Source organism: Luteolibacter sp. Populi (assembly GCF_040801775.1).
In the GTDB taxonomy this organism is placed as follows: Bacteria; Verrucomicrobiota; Verrucomicrobiia; order Verrucomicrobiales; family Akkermansiaceae; genus Haloferula.
Window position 1 is genome coordinate 6,299,484 of sequence record NZ_CP161812.1, and the last position, 16,667, is coordinate 6,316,150.

The window sequence follows — 16,667 nt, forward strand, 5'->3', positions numbered from 1 at the left end:
GATCGCTTATCCAGCTATAAGCTGCGGCTCTGCAAAATCCCCGGTTTTCATCCGCGAAATCGCGAAGATCGCCCCATTCTAACACTCCTTCGACCCTCCAAAACGTAGCAATTTGTAGGGGAAAACCCGACTCGTGTCCGAAAACCACCCCACCCCCCCTGTTCACGTAGTTCGATATTCAACTTTTGATGATATTTCCACAGCGGCTCCGGTGACTCGCACCGGAAACCACGCCGCCGGATCTCTCACCCGGCGGTGTCCCACACAACCAGCCAACTCCCCCTTAGATGAACTTCAAGTCCCTGTTCCGGGCGGCTCTCGCCGTCTTTTTCACCGCTGCCACCGCCGAGGCCGGCACCGGCGCCAAGGTCTATTGCTGGGCTCCGCACCTCAGCTCGCCAATCCTGCTCGACTCGCACGGCCAAGGCATCGGCAGCTACGCCGGGCGCCCCTATGGTTACAAGATCCTCGGCGTGGCCGGCTCGCTCGCCTTGGGCGATCAGTGCGACGGGGCCTTCCCCGACCCTGCCGATTCCCTCAAGCGTTTCCGCACCGGTTGGTGGATCGGCGCCCTCGGCAATCGCGTTGATATCAGCTCCCACGTGAAGCTCCAGGTGAACTGGGCCCAGTTCTATCCGAAGCGCCTCGAAGTGAAGGGCGACCGCCCCGGCGTCACCACCGGCCCCGTGCGCCTCTACGGCGACGTGTGGAACTGCACGACGATGTTCGGCTACCCGGAGGTCACCCTCGTTTTCCACCTCGCCGGCTCGCAGGACTACGCCATCCCGAACCGCAACCCGAGCGGCTTCTTCTACGTGGTGGCCGAATACAATCTCACCGCCCCGCAGGTCACCGGAACGCTCAATGTCTCCGCCGGATCCATCCTGCGCAACAACATCACGCCGGTCGGCTACAAGATCAACCGCACCGGAGGCACGACCACCACCCCGCCCTTCACCGGCTACAATCAGAGCGGCGAGGTGACCTTCCTCAGCGGCACCTGATCCGGATCGAACTGAAATCGCCCGCGCCTGAATCCCGAAACCTGTCCCACCATGAAAGTCGCCACCCTCGCCCTCATCATCACCGGCGTCGCCATCGCCGATGGCTTCGCCCAAACGCCCGATCCCAACGCGCCGAATCCCGGCAGCGGCCACGGCATCCAGTATCTGCCGAAGGAACTGAAGGCCCCGGTGGCTCCGGCGATCACGGCGGAGGAGCTCAAGCGCCGCCAGGCTGTGGAGAAGTTCAATGGCTTTGCTGCCGCGGACCCGGTCGCGAAGGGCTGGGACCTTGAGACGAATTCCGAGTTCGTTGTTTTCGATGGCAATGTCACGATCCTGCCGAAAGGCGCGATCATCCACGTTCCGGACCGCTACAAGGCGAATGTGGTCACCAAGATGCAGGGCAATCTCATGCTCTGGCCCGAGTTCGTAGCCCGCTACCCCGGTCTGGTCGCCCGCATGGACGTGACCATGGAGGAAGTCACCGGCACCACGCCCTTCAAGCCCGAACGCCTGCTGGCCGAGCGCAGGCGCAACCTCATCATCGTCGGCGTGCTCAACGGGAATCCCATCACCGTGAGCCGCCAGACGATCACGCCGCAGACCCCGCCGGTCGTCACGCGCTGATCCAGCAGCATCTCACTCTCACTTCCACGCTCATGATTACCCGGGTCGCCCTTTTCCTCGCAACCGCCGCAGCATTGCACGGTGCCGATTTCATCCGTCAGATCCAGACCGTTTCCGGTCAATCGATCATCTACGACATCTCGCTCGCCAATGACGAGGGTTCGGTGAATTCCAAGCCGCTCGCGGCGGACTCCGCGGTCTTCCAACTCTACACCTCCACGGTCAGCAACGGCACCACCACGCTGAAGAAGCTCGACGAGAAGACCGTGGCCACCTTCCTGCCGGTCGTCACTGCCACGGTGCTTTCGGAGGATTCCTACTATCCTCCTCGTACTCGGGCGGACAAGCCCTACGGCATCCGGATCACGGTGAGCAACATGCAGTCCGCGTCCGCCACGGTCCCGGACTATGCCAAGAAGGTCCAGGTAGCCCGCAGCTACAAGCTCTACGAATCCGGCACTTACCTGCCCACCACCACGACCGGCACCTATGCGGACAGCTCGGTGCTGCGTGCTAACGGCACCTTCACCGACAATGCCATCCTCCAACGCCTCCCCGTGACCACGCCGACCAAGGCGGTGGGTCAGGAGTCCTTTACCGTCTACCTGCACCCCGATCTGGCCGCCCCGCAGTCCGAGCTGGCGAAGGCGACGGTTCAGATCTGGCCTGTCGCGGATGCCACGATCAGCAATATCGAAGAGGGCAAGACCTACAAGTGGGTGCCGCAAGATGGTAGCATCGCCGCCCATGACATTTATCCCGGTGCCGCCGTGTATGCCCAGGTTTATAGCGGACCCTATACCGTGGGGACCACCGGCAGGGTGCTGCCCGCTACCGTCGTCAACTACGCGGGCGGCTACTTGCCGCAGAATGCCCAGCTCGCCTTGAGCGGTCTGGACCAGGTCATCATCGAGGACGGGGAGTACACCATCGAATTCCTCACGATCACGCCGTTCAACGGCGGTGCGCCTGAGATCCTCACGCACGTGACCTTTTCCGTGAAGCGCAGCATCGAAGTGCGCGGCGGGGTTACCACGATGGAGTGAAGGGGAGGGGCATCGCCGGGCTTGCGCTGCTTTGGTGTCCGGTGTTAGGTCTCAAACGTGTTCGCTGGGCGAACGCGATATACCTTTCTTGGCCATGAATCTGCTCCGCTCTCTTGCCGTTTCGCTCGCCCTCGCCGCATCCGCCGCCGGGCAAGAAAAGACTTCCGGGAATCCGATTTTCGAAGGCTGGTATGCCGATCCGGAGGGCATCATTTTCGACAAGGAGTATTGGGTCTATCCGACCTTCTCGGCTCCGTATGGCGAGCAGACCCACTTCGACGCGTTTTCCTCGCCGGATCTGGTGAAGTGGACCAAGCACTCGAAGATCCTGGACACCGGGGACATCAAGTGGGCGAAGCGCGCGATGTGGGCACCCTCGATCATCGAGAAGGACCGCAAATACTACCTCTTCTTTTCCGCGAACGACATCCAGAACGACAACCAGGCCGGCGGGATCGGCGTGGCGGTGGCGAACAAGCCGGACGGTCCCTTCAAGGATCTGCTCGGCAAGCCCTTGATCGACAAGTTCCACCACGGCGCGCAGCCGATCGACGGCTTCGTCTTCCGTGATGACGACGGCAGCTATTACTTCATCTACGGCGGCTGGCGGCACTGCAACATCGCCAAGCTGAAGCCGGATTTCACGGGCTTCATCCCCTTCGAGGGCGGGGAGATTTTCAAGTCGATCACGCCGGAGGGCTATGTGGAAGGGCCCTTCGTCTTCAAGAAGAACGGCAAGTATTATTTCATGTGGTCCGAGGGCGGCTGGACCGGCCCGGATTACAAGGTGGCTTATGCGATCTCCGACACCCTGATGGGCCCGCACAAGCGCATCGGCCTCGTGCTCCAGCAGAATTTCGATATCGCGAACGGTGCCGGGCACCACTCGGTGATTCACAACAAGAAGTCCGACAATTATTACATCGTCTATCACCGCCGTCCCAACGGCGACACCGATGGCAATCATCGCGCCACCTGCATCGAAAAGATGGAGTTCGACGCGGACGGCAAGATCAAGCCGGTGACGATCACCAAGGAGGGCGTCCCGGCGGACAAGCCGTGAGTTTTCGAATCAGCGTTCCTCGTAGGCACGAATAAACTCGTCCCGGGGAATCCCGCTCTGCGTCAATGCGGCCCTTAGGGTGGAGCCCTTGATGACCCGGTGCCCTGGTAACGTCATGGGCGTCATCGACCCGTCCGGATTGGTGCGGGCGAGAGCGATGTGATTGCCGCGGCGGATTACCTCGAATAAGTTTCATCAGCGCGTTGATGACTTGATCAAGCGGGACATCGACAGGGAACTTGGCCACGGCAGGAAGTCTCAGGGGGCTCCCGCCGGAATCGCCGTCTCTGCGACGAATGCTTCTAAAATCGGGTCATCTTCTGCTCCCTCTAGAGCGGCGAACCCGAAAGTCTCGATATGGAAGGCAATGGCCGACCTGACGTCGGTTAGCGCCTCCTCATAGGTGTCGCCCTGACCGACAACGACGCCCCGCGCGAGCCCCAGCGGATAGGCGACATAGCCGTCCGAGTGCCTCTCGACGACGATCTTGAGCGCGGTGGCCATGGCTTTGACAATGGCTTGTGAATCCGCATTCGGCAAGGACCTAGGTTGGGGAACGGAAGGTGGAGTGACCGCCTTGGAAACTCCTATTCCTTCCACCCGAAATTCAGAGTTCAAAGTCTGACCGCCGGCGTTCACCCTTGCCCCGTGACCGCCCCGCTCGTCTACGAATCCCACTGCCACACCCCGCTCTGCAAGCATGCCTACGGCACGCCGGACGAGTTCGCGGCCGTCGCCCTGGCGCGGAATTTGAGGGGCATCACCTTCACTTGCCACTGCCCGCTGCCGGATGGGATCTCCTCCAGCGTGCGCATGGATCCGTCCCAATACGGCGACTACATCGCGATGATCGCCGCGACCCGCGAGGCCTTCGCCGGCAGGCTCGATGTGCGGCTGGGAATCGAGAGCGATTTCTATCCCGGCGTGGAGCCGTGGCTGGAAGAATTGCACGTCCGCGTCCCGCTCAGCCACGTGCTCGGCTCCGTGCACTACCAAGTGAGCGACTACCGCAGGGTCTACTATACGGGCGATGTCCATGCCTACCAGCAGCTCTACTACGAGCACCTTGCGCAATCCGCGGAGACGGGCCTCTACGACACGCTTGCCCATCCCGACCTGATCAAAAACGAATCGCCCGCGGACTGGGATTTCGCGCGCATCCGTGAGCACATCGCCCGCGCCTTGGACCGCATTGCGGCCACCGGCGTGGCCATGGAGCTGAATACCAGCGGCATGTTCAAGGCCCTGCCCGAGATGAATCCCTCGCGCTCCCAGCTCGTTCTCATGGCCGAGCGCGGTATTCCCGTGGTGATCGGCTCGGATGCCCACAATCCCGAGCGGGTCGCCGATGCGTTTCCCGTAGCCCTGAATCTGATCCGTGAGGCCGGCTACACGGAGGTCAGCTACTTCATCGACCGGGAGCGCCAAACGCTGCCGATCCAGGCCGCTCTGGATTCGCTGGTCCTCTGATCCGTTTCCCGATGCATCGCACTCGCCCATTCTTCTATCACCTCCCACGCGCAGCGCGCACTCCGATTGATGATTGGAAGATGGGTGATGGATGATTTCTTCAGTATTCCAGCCGGTTCGGCACCTTGGTCCACTCCGGTGCCGGCTTGAGGGGCCAGCCGGGATCCGAAGGGGTGAAGACCCGCTTGTCGGCGTGGCGGCGCAGGTAGGCCGCCCACCAGGAGAAGGAACTGTTCGCCACGATGGCATGGCGGCAGGAGGCCATCAGGCGGAAGTCGTGGAGTTCGTCGGCCGCGGCTTCGTGGTAGCGAACGGGAGCGCCGTGGAAATCGAGGTACTGCTGAGCCCAGTCGAGATCGTCCCCAAAGACATGGAAGCGGCAGGAGCCGAGGGTCGAGAGCGCGGAGATGATGCTGGAGTCGTAATAGCCCGATCCCAGCCGCGGCGAGTAGCGGTCGCGGCGGATGTGCAGGAAGACCGAGGGCGTGGCGGCCAGTTCCGCCTCGAGGGCGGCTTCCGGGCTGCCAGCGGCGAAGGGCGGCGGCTGGAGTTCGGCGCGAATGGTCGAGGCGCGCTCTGCGAAATACTTCTCGCTCTGCCAGTAGCCATTCAGGCGCACCACCAGGCGGGTGGTGATGAAGCTGGTGAGCTGGGTTTCGGCCGCGTCCGGGTTCTCCGCCAGATAGGAGCGGAGTTGGTTCGGCAGCACCTTGTTGATCGAGCGCAGCACCTTGTGGCGCGGGCCCTTCGGATCGCCAACCCGCCAGCGCGCCGGAGCGATCGCCCCGGCCACCGGGAAGCGGTCGAGCTTGTAGCTGCGGCCGTAGCTGTCGTGCTTGAAGCCCGAGGTATCGTCCAGCAGCAGGTCGCGGCTGGTGCGGATGGCATACGCGCGCGCCGCAGCGTAGGCGAAGAGCTGGTTGCCCAGCCCGCCTTTGATCATGGCGACAACCATTCTTTTCACTTCATTGACTGGGATTGGAATCTGGCCAGCGACTTGCGGAGGAAGGCGACATCGTTGGGATTGCGCGCCGCATAGTCTTCCAACTGCGCCTTCACCCTCGCCACCCGTGCCTCCACGCCGTCCGGCGCGAGCAGTTCGCCGTAATCCCCGCCCCCCTGCAAGCGTTCCAGCATATGATTCCCCGTTTCCGGCAAAACGTGGAAGAGATCGACCCAGCCGGCGGGGTGCGCGCCCTTCTTTTGCTCCTTCGGCATGGGGGGGGTGTTGAGCGGGTGACCGTCGAGGAAATCCCAGACTTCCACGGGCGGACCGGCGGGATTTGCGGCATTTGCCCGGGCCGCGAGGTCGGCGAGGGCCTGGCGATCCGCTTGGAAATAGGGATCCGGATCGCCCAACTCGCGGAAGGCCAGTTGGAAGAGCCCGTGATTCGGCATGAAGAAGATCACCAGGCGGGTGCCTTTCTCCCGGCAGCGGGCGACGATTTCCTCGAGCATCGCCATTTTTGCGGGGTCGAGCTTGCCGTTCGCCGTGTGCCCCCGGGCCATGGCGGTGATGGTGGAGAAATAGAGCGCCTGGCCGTCCGGATACTCCGGTTCTCGGCGGAAGCCCTGCGGGGTATGCTCCGCCAGTTCGCCCTTGGCCATCCGCGTGGCGGTCGTCAGGGAGGAGGCCAGAGTCGAGATCCCGGCCCGCCGTCCTAGCTCCTGCTCAAGCGTATGGCTCTCCGCTGCGAGCGGGGAGCGGTTGAAATCCGCCTGTTTGGTTTTCGCCACCGGGGTGGTGAGGTCGGTGGCGTCGATGGCCAGCACGACCAGCTTCGGGCTCTGGTGCTCGATGAAGTAACGGCACATCGCCTCATTCTCAGCGAGCAGTCCGGCGTTCAGCCCGAAATTTCCGCACTTCATCCCGGCGAAAACCGGGTGCTGGGGATTCAGGCCGATATCGACGCGCGAGGACCCGAACAGCCCGGCATCCCAAGCGGAGGAGCTTGCCAAGCCAGCCTTGCAGGTGCGGCTCCAGTCCTTCTCGATCCCGCGGTAGGGCTCCATCCTTTCGGAGCTGAGCGGGGAGGGGATCACCCGCCACGGATTGACCCAAGCGTTGAAAGCCAAGCCCGCAAACCCCGCCACCGCAAAGAGGAGGAGGAAGAAGGTCTGGTAGCGTTTGAGGCTGCGCACGCGAAGTTGAACGAATGATTAAAACTGGAAGTAGATGAACTCGCTGACCTTGTCGAACTGGAGGCCGGTCACGATAATCAAGCCGACGCCGAGTAATGCAAAGAGCGGAGTCGGCCGCCATTGCCACCAGCGTCTGGGGGTCCGGGCGGGATACGGCGCGCCGCGCACCGGCAGCGCCGGCTTGTAGCGGGCGAAGATCTCTTGGGTATTCGGCAGGGTCCAGCAGGCGAGCAGGGCAAGTCCCACCCACAGCGGCTGGACGCTGGCGATCACCCGGTTCGCCTTGTCGGGCATGCCGCTGAGACCGTGAGCTCCGGCCATGGAGCCGAGCATGCGCCACGCGCTGGGGAAATCATGGGCGCGGAAAAAGACCCAGCCGACCAGCACGGCGAGGAAAGTCAGCAGTACCGCCAGCGGCGCTGGCAGGCTCTTGGATGATCCGCGGAAAGTGGTCCACGCGTGATTGAAACAAAGATATAAACCATGTAGAGCGCCCCAAGCGATGAAGGTCCAGCCCGCCCCATGCCACAGCCCGCCCAGCAGCATGGTCAGGAACAGGTTTACATAGCGGCGAGATGGTCCTTTGCGATTTCCGCCAAGAGGAATGTAGAGATATTCCCGTAAAAAACGGGAGAGGGTCATATGCCACCTTCTCCAGAATTCGACGATTGAAACAGCCTTGTAGGGCGAGTGGAAATTGAGTGGGAAGCGGATCCCGAACATCCGCGCCGAACCGTTCGCCATGTCCGAGTATCCGGAGAAATCGAAGTAGAGCTGGAGCGAGTAGGCGACCGCTCCGACCCATGCCTCCGCCATCGTCGGCATCCGCCCGTCTCCCGCGGCCAAAGCGAAAATCGGATTGGCGACGGGGGCCATGTTGTCGGCGATGACCACCTTCTTGAACATGCCTGCCATGAAGATCCCGAGGCCGACCGGGAAGTCCCGGTGCCAGCCGCGGTTCTTCCGCCGGAACTGCGGCATCATCTCCCGGTGATGGATCAGCGGGCCCGCGATCAGATGCGGGAAGAAGGTGACGAAGAGCAGGTAGTCCGTGAAGTGGTACTCCTCGGTCTGGCCCTTCCAAGCGTCCACCAGGTAAGCGATCTGGAGGAAGGTGAAGAAGGAGATGGCCAGCGGCAGGGTGATCTTCGCGATGTCCCCCGGCCACCCGGTGAGCCAGGTGGCGGTGGCGGCGAGGAAGCCGGCGTATTTGAAATAGCCGAGGAGGAGGAGGTTGGCGGTGACGCCGGTGGCCAGCAGGATTTTGCCGGGTCGTGAGTGCTTCAAGCGTGAGAGCCGCTTGCCTAGTAAGTAGTTCGCTCCGCAGGAGCCGAGGATTAGAAGGAGATACTTGGGGCTCCATGGTGCGTCCGGATCAGGATTCCAAACGCCGTAGTAAACGAGCGATGCAAACACCAGCCAACCCAAGCCGAGCCGGAAGGGAGCCCGCCGGAGAGCCAGGAAAACCGCGAGGGTCACCGGCAGGAAGAGCAGCAGGAAGGTGTAGGAGTTGAAGAGCACTAGATCGTCATTGGATCTCCAGAATCCCCGCCTTCTGCAACTCGGCCAAGGCCAGGGGCATCAATCGTTGCGAGAGATGCGTCCCGTCATGGAAAAGCGCCCGCTCTGCCTTCTCCATGCGCGGATGATACAGCCCCGCGAGGCTCAGGCAGGGGATCCCGTGCTCTGCGCAGTGTGCTTTCAAACGCTCGATGTAAGCGTAGGTGATATCGCGTCGCAGCTCCCAAGATCCGACGAAGGGGAAAGCCGGGCAGGAGAGTTTCTCGTCCTTCGGGATGATCTGCGGCGGGGCCCAGACGGCGGGGCGGAAGCCGCGGGCCTTGATGGCCGCGGGCAGCTTCACGAACTTCACCGCAGTCTTCTCCACCACGTCCTCAATCTTTCCGCCGGCCTGCACGGCCTTCGCCATGTGGATCCGGCAATCGATTTCACCGAAGGACATCAGCAGCTTCGCGCCCGGCTTGAGGTCCTTTTTGAGCAGGATCTCGATCTTTTCCCGCGAGCGGGTGGACGATCCCGGATCGCCCGCCTTCCAAGCGGTGGCCGGGCCGACGTGGAAGACCCGGAAGCAAGGCAGGAGGTCAAGGCCGCGGTTGATCCAGTGGGGCTTCCAGAATGCGCTGCGGCGGTAGCGGACGAAGCGCAGCCGCTCGGCCCCGGCGAAGAACATGGTATTGCTGTCACCGATGCAGGTCAGCGGCTCGATCCCTTCCGGGACCTCGCGGCCCAAGTGCTTGGATAGCAGGGCGCGGCGGCGCTCATCGAAGGGCGTGGCGGTGGTCCGCGGCCTGCGGGTCAGGAGCGCGTCGAGCTCGTCGGCCAGCGAGATCACCTCGGCCAGAGTGGATTCGGGCAATTCGGGAATCACGTCGGACACTTATTGCGCGATGCTCCATTCCGGGGCCAGCCAGCCCTCCGGCGTCTGCTTGCCCACCAGGATCACGTCGGTGTGAACCCGCTCGGGATCACCGTGCAAGATCGGCAAGTCGCTGAAGCTCTCCACCTTGCGGAGCCGCTTGCCGCCGATGTTGCCGATTCGGTAGGTATGGAAGCGGCGCTGCAGCCAAGAGAGGTATTCCTGCGGCGATTCGCCCGCCCAGCGGATGTACTGGGCATCGAACTCGATGAAGCCGACCGAGCGGCCGACCGAGGCGAGGACCTCGATGAAGCCCTTGAGCGCCTTCGACTCGTAGCCTTCGATGTCCATCTTGAAGAGCAGGGTCTTGCCGCGGGCCTCGTCGAGCGGGACCACGGAGTCGATCGTCTTCGCGGGCAGCTTGAATTCCAGCGTCTGCGGGCGGGTATTCATCTCGCGCACGGCGGAGGAACTGCCGCTCCAGTCCGGATTCACGAAGAAGGGGATGTCCTCCGCCGCTTGGTCGGAGACCAGACAATTGGTGATCGTCATCCGCAGGCCGGCCGGGTGCTCGGCCTTGCTTTTCTCCAGGTGCGGGATCAGGCGCGGGTTCGCCTCGAAGCCGTAGAGCAGGGTAAGATCCGCATAATCGGTGCCGAACATGCACTCCCCGTAGTTCAGGCCCACATCCACGATCAGGTCGGGCCTGAGGTGGCGGTTGAAGTCGCGCCAGAAGATCAGATTGTCGGAAACTTTCCCGCGCAGGGGCTCTTCCACCACCTTCTTGCGGGCGCAGGGATCCTCGGAATCGATGTAAATCCAATGGTCGCTGCCATGAAGCTTCGCCCGCTCCGGCCGCAAGGTGCCGTAGCGGATCAGGGTGAGAGGTTTGAGGTAAGCGCGCTTGAAGGCTTTCTCCAGGCGCTTGTAGGGGCTGACTTTCATGGGGCGGCGCGGACCGAGCATGACCGGGAGCAGCGGGGGGAGCAAGCGGGGAGAAAGGTAAGAACGCGAAGGGCGGGCAGCGGATCTCCAGCGCTAGATTTTAAAGGAGAAGTGCGGTACTTGCATCGATCCTCGAATCGTTTTACGATCTTCTCATCGATATGGAAACCGTCACCCTGTCTCCGAAATTCCAAGTGGTCATCCCGCGGGAGATCCGTGAGGCGCTCAAGTTGACCGCAGGAGAGAAGCTCCGGGTTCTCCGTTATGGAGATCGGGTGGAGTTCATGCCGGTGCGGACCGCTAGGGAAATGAGAGGCTTCCTCCGCGGAATGGACACCACCATTGAAAGGGAGGACGACCGCCTGTGAGTGCCAACGTGGTGGATTCGTCCGGCTGGCTGGAGTATCTTGCCGGGACAGATCGTGCGGACTTGTTTGCAGCCGCGATCGAAGATGCCGCGAATCTTGTGGTGCCGGCGATTTCTCTCTATGAGGTTTTTAAGAAGGTCCTTCGGGAGAGGGGCGAGAATGATGCTCTCCAAGTGGCCGGTCTGATGCAGAGCGGCCGTGTGATCGATCTCGATTACTCGCTTGCGCTTGAGGCGGCACGTCACCCCCTGCCGATCGCGGACAGCATCATTTATGCTGCGACGCTGCGCAACGGGGCGACTCTCTGGACGCAAGACGAGCATTTCAAGGCCCTGCCAAGCGTGCGCTACTTTGCGAAGCAAGCCTGACTATCTTTGACGGAATAATCCGTAGAAGAAGCAAACATGAACCGCCGCCGTTCCCTTTCCCTCCTCGCCGGAAGCCTCGCCGTCACCGCCAGTTGCAAGCGCAGGGACGAGAAGCCAGCGGTTCCTCAGGCGAGCGCCCCACCGCCAGCCCCCGTCCAGAGACTGGAAGGTGCGGATCTGGTGCCGGTGTCCATCGACCCGACCCTGGAAACCCGCACCATCACCGGCCTGCGGCCTTTCCGGCCATCCGGCTTCGTGCTGCGGCGGGAGGAGCGGGAGGGAAAGGTGCTGGTGCACAACTACGGGCATGGCGGCGCCGGGATCACCCTTTCCTGGGGCTGCGCGCATCTAGCGGCGAATCTGGTGCCCTCGCTCACCGGGCTGAGCTGCGCGGTGATCGGCGGCGGGGTGATCGGCCTGAGCACGGCGCGGATGCTGCAACTCCGCGGCGCGCGCGTCACGGTCTACACCGATCTGCTCCCGCCGGAGACCACCTCCAATGTCGCGGGCGGGCACTGGTGGCCGGTGTCGGTATTCGATTCGAACAAGCGCACGCCGGAGTTCACGGCACAGTTTTTGGAAGCGGCGCGCTTTTCCTTCCGCTACTTCCAGCGCCTGATCGGTCCGCGCTGGGGCGTGCGCTGGGTGCCGAGCTACTACCTCAGCGATGGCGAGCCGGATAACGGCTGGATGGCGGGGCCCGGCGGGGTGCTGCACGAGACGCAGATCGGCTTCAAGGACTTCGGGCCGGGAGAGCATATTTTCCCCGCTGCCTATGCCCGGCGCTTCCACACCATGCTGATCGATCCCTCGATCTATCTGGAAACGCTCTTGCGGGACGTGCAGGTGGCGGGCGGTGCCATCGAGATCCGCCGCTTCGCCAGCACGGGCGAGATCCTGGGCCTGCCGGAGCAGACGATCTTCAACTGCACCGGCCTAGGCGCGCGGGAGCTGTTCGCCGATCCCGAGCTGATGCCGGTGAAGGGCCAGCTCAGCATCCTGATGCCACAGGCGGCGGTGAACTACAATCTGATCAGCGGTCGGCACTACATGTTCCCGCGGGCGGACGGGATCGTGCTCGGCGGGACCTTCGAACGCGGGCAGTGGAACCTGACGCCGGACGATACCGTGAAGCAGCGCGTGATCGCGGAGCAGAAAGTGATGTTCGAAACGATGGGGAAAATCCGCGACGAACACCTGGCGGCGCTCGCCCGCAAGTGAGCCTGCCGATGTGGATTGAACGGCGATGATCTCTTTGCTAGTGACGCAACATCCATCATGGCTGCCTCATCCAAGAAAACGAAGACGGGACCGGCTCCTTCCGACCTTCCAGTGGCGGCTTTACTCAAGCAAGCCCTCGACGGCCTGAAGGCTCACGCCACCCAGGCCGACCTCGATGGCATGGCCCGTTACGCCATCCCCTCGGACCAGGCCTTCGGCGTCGCCATGAACAAGATCCAGGCGGTGGCGAAGCAATTCGGGAGGAACCACGAATTGGCGGAAGCCTTGTGGCAGTCCGGCTGGTATGAGGCGCGCCTGTTAGCCGCCTACGTGGATGATCCCGCGCAGATGACCGCCGCGCAGATGGACCGCTGGTGCGCGGACTTCGACAACTGGGCGGTATGCGACACGTTGTGCTTCGCGCTCTTCGACCGCACGCCGCATGCCTGGGCGAAGGTGGCGAAGTGGGCGGCGAAGAAGGACGAGTTCCAGAAGCGCGCGGCCTTCGCCCTCCTGTGGGGCCTCACGGTGCACGACAAGCAGGCCGGTGACGCGCCCTATCTCGAAGGTCTGTCGCTGATCGAAGCCGCCGCGACAGACGAGCGGAACTTCGTGAAGAAGGCCGTCGACATGGCCTTGCGGGCGACCGGCAAGCGCAATGCTGCTCTCAATGCGGCTGCGGTGAAGACTGCCCGGTACCTCGCGAAATCGGCGGACCCTACGGCTAGCTGGATCGGCAAACATGCGCTCAAGGAGCTAACCGGCCCGGCGGTGGTGAAGCGCGTGGGGAGAGGGTGAGCTTCTCGTTTGCGGGTGCTAAGGGCCGGTTCATGCGGCTTGGCAAGCCGTGCTCCGAGCAGTCTCTCATACCAAATCCAAGAAATAAGGGCTCGCTTCGACCGGGGGCGCAAGTGATCACGGATTGAACGGATTTTTACGGATTTCACGGATCGGAGATCACCAGTGGCAGCAATGGGAACCTCCATCCCTCCCGAATCCGTAAATCCGTCCAATCCGTCCAATCCGTCCAATCCGTCCAATCCGTCCAATCCGTCCAATCCGTGATGATTGCCGGTAGTCCTATGGAGTCTTATCAATCCGGGGAAATGGTAATCCTGAATTCCGAAATGAGAACCACGGAATACACGGAACACACGGAAAGCAAAAGAGTTGAGCTGTTGATGCCGCACACCCAAAGGATGCGTTTCCAACTCCCACGCAAGCGGTTCATCTTCCGTGTATTCCGTGTATTCCGTGTGTTCCGTGGTTTTCTATTTTCCCGTTTAGGGTAATACCAAGCCGTGATCTCCACGGATACTCAATGCTCCCGCAGTTCCATCCGGAAGAACCTGGCTTTCTCCTCGGCGGTGAGAGGAAAGGTGAATTCCACGATGCCCGCACTGCGCGGCAGCGGCTGATTGCCGGGAATGTCCCACGGCGTCCACTGACCGAAGTCGGAGGTGGTCTCGATCCGGAACGAGCGGTTCACCGGCAGGGTGAATGACAGCTTGGCGCTGTCCGTCCCGGTGGTGGTGACCAGCGGCCTGAAGTTGCTCGTCCCGTCTTGCGGATCGGTGCCCGCCAGGAATTCGTCGCGGTTGCTCGTGCCATCGCCATCCGCATCGGTCGCCGCTTCGCCCGCCGGATCGTCGTCTGGTTCGAAGTGTGAAATACGCCAGGCATCGTAGGTCTGGCGGGTTGCGAGATCGCCGTTGATCCAGGTCGTGAGCAGGGACGCTGCGGCGGTGTCGATGACGTTGCTCGCCAGCGGCGGCATGCGCGTGAAGCCATTGGTCACGGCCACCCGGTTGAGCACGATCGAGTGCTGCGTGTCGCCGGGAACGACGAGCTTGTTAGCCTCGTTTCCGCCGTCGTTGGTAGCGGAGCCATTGACCAGTCCGGTGCCGGTCAGGGTGAGTTCGGGGCGGCCATCCCAGTTGCCGAGGCCGGTGCCGCCTGCCTTGTGGCAGTAAGAGCAATTCACCGCTAGATACGAGCGCACCCGGCCTTCCACCGAATAGTCGCTTTCGTCCGGCCGCAGGTGGCGGGGCAAGAGACGGGGCGAGCCCGGATTGCCGCTCAGATAGCCTTGCTGGAAGAGGGTGGAAAGCTGGTTGCCGGTGTGGCCCGACATGTCGTTCTCCAGATTGAGCTGGCGGGTATTGAAGGACAGAGCGTGGCCGGCCTGCGTGGTATGGCAGATCATGCACTGGCCCCGCGCCGGGATGTTCCACACCTGCGGGACCGGATTGCCACCGTCCGTGACATTGAGGGTGAAACTCTCCCCGCCGTCTTCGACGATGGCCGCTTCCGTTCCGCCGGCATTCCACTTGTAGCTCACGCCATACGCGCCGCTCGCGTTCTTCACGATCAGCCGCGTCTCGATCCGCTTCCTGCTCGCCGCCACCCCGCGCTCCATCTCCATCTCGAAGTGCTTCACCCACACCGTCCCGGTCGGAAGGGTCCACAGTCCGTCCTGGGACCCCGTGAAGGTCGCTGTGGGATTCGGCACGGTGAACCAGCGCGTCTTGATCGCATGGTCGCTCCAGAAGGGGAGATTGACGGTGTAGGGGATCAGGCCGGGAGCCGGGGCGAGATCCGCCACGTTGCTGAAGAGGCCAGTCTCGGTGAGCGTGTCCGGGAAGGCCCCGATGGTCGTGTTCGAGATAATCCGGAGAATCTGGCTGCCGTTCTCCACCGTGATCAGGGCGTCCTGATTGGAAGGATCCACGCCGAAGGCGGAGATGCCACCCTGGCTGAAGATGCGCGTGACCCCGGTTCCATCCAAGTTCATGGACCAAACGTTGCCGGAGCCATGGTCGGCGAAGAGATACTTGCCGTAGAGCGATGAGACCCTGCCGCCGCGGTAGACGATTCCGCCAATGATGCAGTCGCCATCCAGGTTCGCGTTGGGTTCGCTATGGGAGTAGTGGTAGACTGGATCGATCGAGGTGAATCCCGCAGGTGGCGCGGGATGACCGTGCGTTCCCCAAGGGCCTGCAAACGGGCCTTCGCGGTAGACCCACCCGTAGTTGCCGCCTCTGACAATCTTGTTCACCTCTTCCCGGTTGAAGCCGCCGACGTCACCGCACCAGAGGTCTTTGGTCAGGGGATCGAAGCTGAAACGCCATGGATTGCGCAGGCCGGTGGCCCAGAACTCGGTGCGGAGATACGTGGGATTGATCGACAATCCGTTGAATGTGGTGGCCCCGACCAAAGGATTGTCGAGAGGGATCGAATACCGCGCGACGCCGGCGTCCAGTTTGATCGAGGACAGAACCGGAACCGAGGCGTTCGGGTTCGGATGGGCGTTCGGTGCCAGATTGCCATCCAACTTATCCACATCGATGCGCAGGATTCCGGAGAAGAAGTCTTTATCTACGCGTTGGGCATTGAGTTGCTGGTCCGCTTGGTTCCCTTCGTCGCCGACGCTATAGTAGAGATAGCCGTCCTCCGGACCGAAGTGGATGTCACCGCCGTTGTGGTTCCCGGCGTTGTCGCGTTGGTCAAGATAAACGAGTTCGCTCGCGATGGCTCCGGCGTTCGGATTGCCGGCCTGCGCTGTGAAGCGGGAAAGCCGATCAAAGAGAGTGCTGCCGCTGCCGATGTTGACGCTGTAGGCGAGGTAGAAGTGGCGGTTGCTGGCGTAGTTCGGATGAAAGGCGAGCCCTAGCAAACCAAGCTCGGTGTCGTTCGTTCTCAGTGCCTCGTTCGACTTGACGGTCGGGAGCAGCGCGAGGTCCATGAACAGTACCTTGCTAAGCGATGTCGCGGTGACATCCGGGATCAGCCAGATCTTGCCGGTGCGCTCGCAGACGAAGAGCCGTTTGGAATCTCCCGGTGGTGATGCAATGCAGACGGCCTCGCTGAAGGTCAGGCCGGCAAAGGCATTCACCAATTGCAAGCTAGTCGCCGGCGGTGCCGCAGGGACATTCAGCGCTGGATTCGCCTGCCGCAGTGGTAGCGGATCGGCGAGGGCGGCGCCCAGCAGGGAAGGAAGGAGGAGGGCGGCGAGGGAGGCGCGACGCATGGCAGT

At 62.4% G+C, this 16,667-nt stretch carries 16 protein-coding genes and 1 pseudogene; 9 read left to right on the plus strand and 8 right to left on the minus strand.

The annotated features are described in order from the left end of the window. The first annotated feature begins 287 nt into the window (after positions 1-287). The 4 genes from ABWK72_RS25605 (at position 288) to ABWK72_RS25620 (ending at position 3,740) form a co-directional block, all read left to right on the plus strand. A complete protein-coding gene (locus ABWK72_RS25605; RefSeq protein ID WP_367872417.1) occupies positions 288-1,004 on the plus strand; it encodes a hypothetical protein in 717 nt (238 codons plus the stop codon). Positions 1,005-1,055: 51 nt separating this feature from the next. Further along, a complete protein-coding gene (locus ABWK72_RS25610) occupies positions 1,056-1,631 on the plus strand; it encodes a hypothetical protein (protein WP_367872418.1) in 576 nt (191 codons plus the stop codon). Between the two features lie 32 nt (positions 1,632-1,663). Beyond that, positions 1,664-2,677, plus strand: a complete 1,014-nt coding sequence (locus tag ABWK72_RS25615) for a hypothetical protein (RefSeq protein WP_367872419.1) — start codon at positions 1,664-1,666, stop codon at positions 2,675-2,677. A 94-nt stretch (positions 2,678-2,771) separates the two neighbouring features. After that, on the plus strand, positions 2,772-3,740 hold the full coding sequence (locus ABWK72_RS25620; RefSeq protein ID WP_367872420.1) for a glycoside hydrolase family 43 protein: 969 nt from the start codon (positions 2,772-2,774) through the stop codon (positions 3,738-3,740). A 9-nt stretch (positions 3,741-3,749) separates the two neighbouring features. Here ABWK72_RS25620 and ABWK72_RS25625 read toward each other — a convergent pair. Both ABWK72_RS25625 and ABWK72_RS25630 read right to left on the minus strand, forming a co-directional pair. Then, a pseudogene (locus tag ABWK72_RS25625) lies at positions 3,750-3,936 on the minus strand (type II toxin-antitoxin system HicA family toxin). A gap of 62 nt (positions 3,937-3,998) precedes the next feature. Continuing rightward, positions 3,999-4,244, minus strand: a complete 246-nt coding sequence (locus tag ABWK72_RS25630) for a type II toxin-antitoxin system HicB family antitoxin (RefSeq protein ID WP_367872421.1) — start codon at positions 4,242-4,244, stop codon at positions 3,999-4,001. A gap of 144 nt (positions 4,245-4,388) precedes the next feature. Between ABWK72_RS25630 and ABWK72_RS25635 the strand changes: the two genes are divergently transcribed. Further along, complete coding sequence (locus ABWK72_RS25635) at positions 4,389-5,210, plus strand: histidinol-phosphatase (RefSeq protein WP_367872422.1); 822 nt, start codon at positions 4,389-4,391, stop codon at positions 5,208-5,210. A gap of 100 nt (positions 5,211-5,310) precedes the next feature. On the opposite strand, the gene ABWK72_RS25640 is transcribed toward ABWK72_RS25635, so the two are convergent. Genes ABWK72_RS25640 through ABWK72_RS25660 form a run of 5 tightly spaced genes read right to left on the minus strand, consistent with a single transcriptional unit; the run spans position 5,311 to position 10,674 of the window. Further along, complete coding sequence (locus tag ABWK72_RS25640; RefSeq protein WP_367872423.1) at positions 5,311-6,153, minus strand: alpha-1,2-fucosyltransferase; 843 nt, start codon at positions 6,151-6,153, stop codon at positions 5,311-5,313. Positions 6,154-6,170: 17 nt separating this feature from the next. Further along, on the minus strand, positions 6,171-7,352 hold the full coding sequence (locus tag ABWK72_RS25645) for a hypothetical protein (protein ID WP_367872424.1): 1,182 nt from the start codon (positions 7,350-7,352) through the stop codon (positions 6,171-6,173). 18 nt (positions 7,353-7,370) lie between these two features. Then, entirely contained in the window at positions 7,371-8,873 is a 1,503-nt protein-coding gene (locus ABWK72_RS25650; protein WP_367872425.1) for an MBOAT family protein, read from the minus strand. Between the two features lie 7 nt (positions 8,874-8,880). After that, positions 8,881-9,750 carry an SGNH/GDSL hydrolase family protein gene (locus ABWK72_RS25655; protein ID WP_367872426.1) on the minus strand — a complete coding sequence of 290 codons (870 nt, stop codon included), beginning with the start codon at positions 9,748-9,750 and terminating at the stop codon, positions 8,881-8,883. Then, on the minus strand, positions 9,751-10,674 hold the full coding sequence (locus ABWK72_RS25660) for an FkbM family methyltransferase (protein WP_367872427.1): 924 nt from the start codon (positions 10,672-10,674) through the stop codon (positions 9,751-9,753). A 161-nt stretch (positions 10,675-10,835) separates the two neighbouring features. Here ABWK72_RS25660 and ABWK72_RS25665 point away from each other — a divergent pair, with 161 nt between their 5' ends. From ABWK72_RS25665 to ABWK72_RS25680, 4 genes are read left to right on the plus strand one after another with little or no spacing between them, the layout of a single operon-like run. After that, positions 10,836-11,042, plus strand: a complete 207-nt coding sequence (locus ABWK72_RS25665) for an AbrB/MazE/SpoVT family DNA-binding domain-containing protein (protein ID WP_367872428.1) — start codon at positions 10,836-10,838, stop codon at positions 11,040-11,042. Then, positions 11,039-11,410, plus strand: a complete 372-nt coding sequence (locus ABWK72_RS25670) for a type II toxin-antitoxin system VapC family toxin (RefSeq protein WP_367872429.1) — start codon at positions 11,039-11,041, stop codon at positions 11,408-11,410. The genes ABWK72_RS25665 and ABWK72_RS25670 overlap by 4 nt, the downstream gene beginning before the upstream one ends. Positions 11,411-11,446: 36 nt before the next feature. Next, positions 11,447-12,631, plus strand: coding sequence for an FAD-dependent oxidoreductase (locus ABWK72_RS25675; RefSeq protein WP_367872430.1), 1,185 nt, complete (start codon positions 11,447-11,449; stop codon positions 12,629-12,631). Between the two features lie 57 nt (positions 12,632-12,688). Further along, positions 12,689-13,429, plus strand: a complete 741-nt coding sequence (locus tag ABWK72_RS25680; protein WP_367872431.1) for a DNA alkylation repair protein — start codon at positions 12,689-12,691, stop codon at positions 13,427-13,429. 520 nt (positions 13,430-13,949) lie between these two features. Here ABWK72_RS25680 and ABWK72_RS25685 read toward each other — a convergent pair. Next, complete coding sequence (locus ABWK72_RS25685) at positions 13,950-16,661, minus strand: PQQ-dependent sugar dehydrogenase (RefSeq protein ID WP_367872432.1); 2,712 nt, start codon at positions 16,659-16,661, stop codon at positions 13,950-13,952. Positions 16,662-16,667: the final 6 nt, after the last annotated feature.

Bases quoted from the DNA above. Each gene is read 5' to 3' on its own strand.
- ABWK72_RS25605 (WP_367872417.1), top strand. From the start codon at position 288: ATGAACTTCAAGTCCCTGTTCCGGGCGGCTCTCGCCGTCTTTTTCACC.
- ABWK72_RS25610 (WP_367872418.1), top strand. From the start codon at position 1,056: ATGAAAGTCGCCACCCTCGCCCTCATCATCACCGGCGTCGCCATCGCC.
- ABWK72_RS25615 (WP_367872419.1), top strand. From the start codon at position 1,664: ATGATTACCCGGGTCGCCCTTTTCCTCGCAACCGCCGCAGCATTGCAC.
- ABWK72_RS25620 (WP_367872420.1), top strand. From the start codon at position 2,772: ATGAATCTGCTCCGCTCTCTTGCCGTTTCGCTCGCCCTCGCCGCATCC.
- ABWK72_RS25630 (WP_367872421.1), bottom strand. From the start codon at position 4,244: ATGGCCACCGCGCTCAAGATCGTCGTCGAGAGGCACTCGGACGGCTAT.
- ABWK72_RS25640 (WP_367872423.1), bottom strand. From the start codon at position 6,153: ATGATCAAAGGCGGGCTGGGCAACCAGCTCTTCGCCTACGCTGCGGCG.
- ABWK72_RS25660 (WP_367872427.1), bottom strand. From the start codon at position 10,674: ATGAAAGTCAGCCCCTACAAGCGCCTGGAGAAAGCCTTCAAGCGCGCT.
- ABWK72_RS25665 (WP_367872428.1), top strand. From the start codon at position 10,836: ATGGAAACCGTCACCCTGTCTCCGAAATTCCAAGTGGTCATCCCGCGG.
- ABWK72_RS25675 (WP_367872430.1), top strand. From the start codon at position 11,447: ATGAACCGCCGCCGTTCCCTTTCCCTCCTCGCCGGAAGCCTCGCCGTC.
- ABWK72_RS25680 (WP_367872431.1), top strand. From the start codon at position 12,689: ATGGCTGCCTCATCCAAGAAAACGAAGACGGGACCGGCTCCTTCCGAC.
- ABWK72_RS25685 (WP_367872432.1), bottom strand. From the start codon at position 16,661: ATGCGTCGCGCCTCCCTCGCCGCCCTCCTCCTTCCTTCCCTGCTGGGC.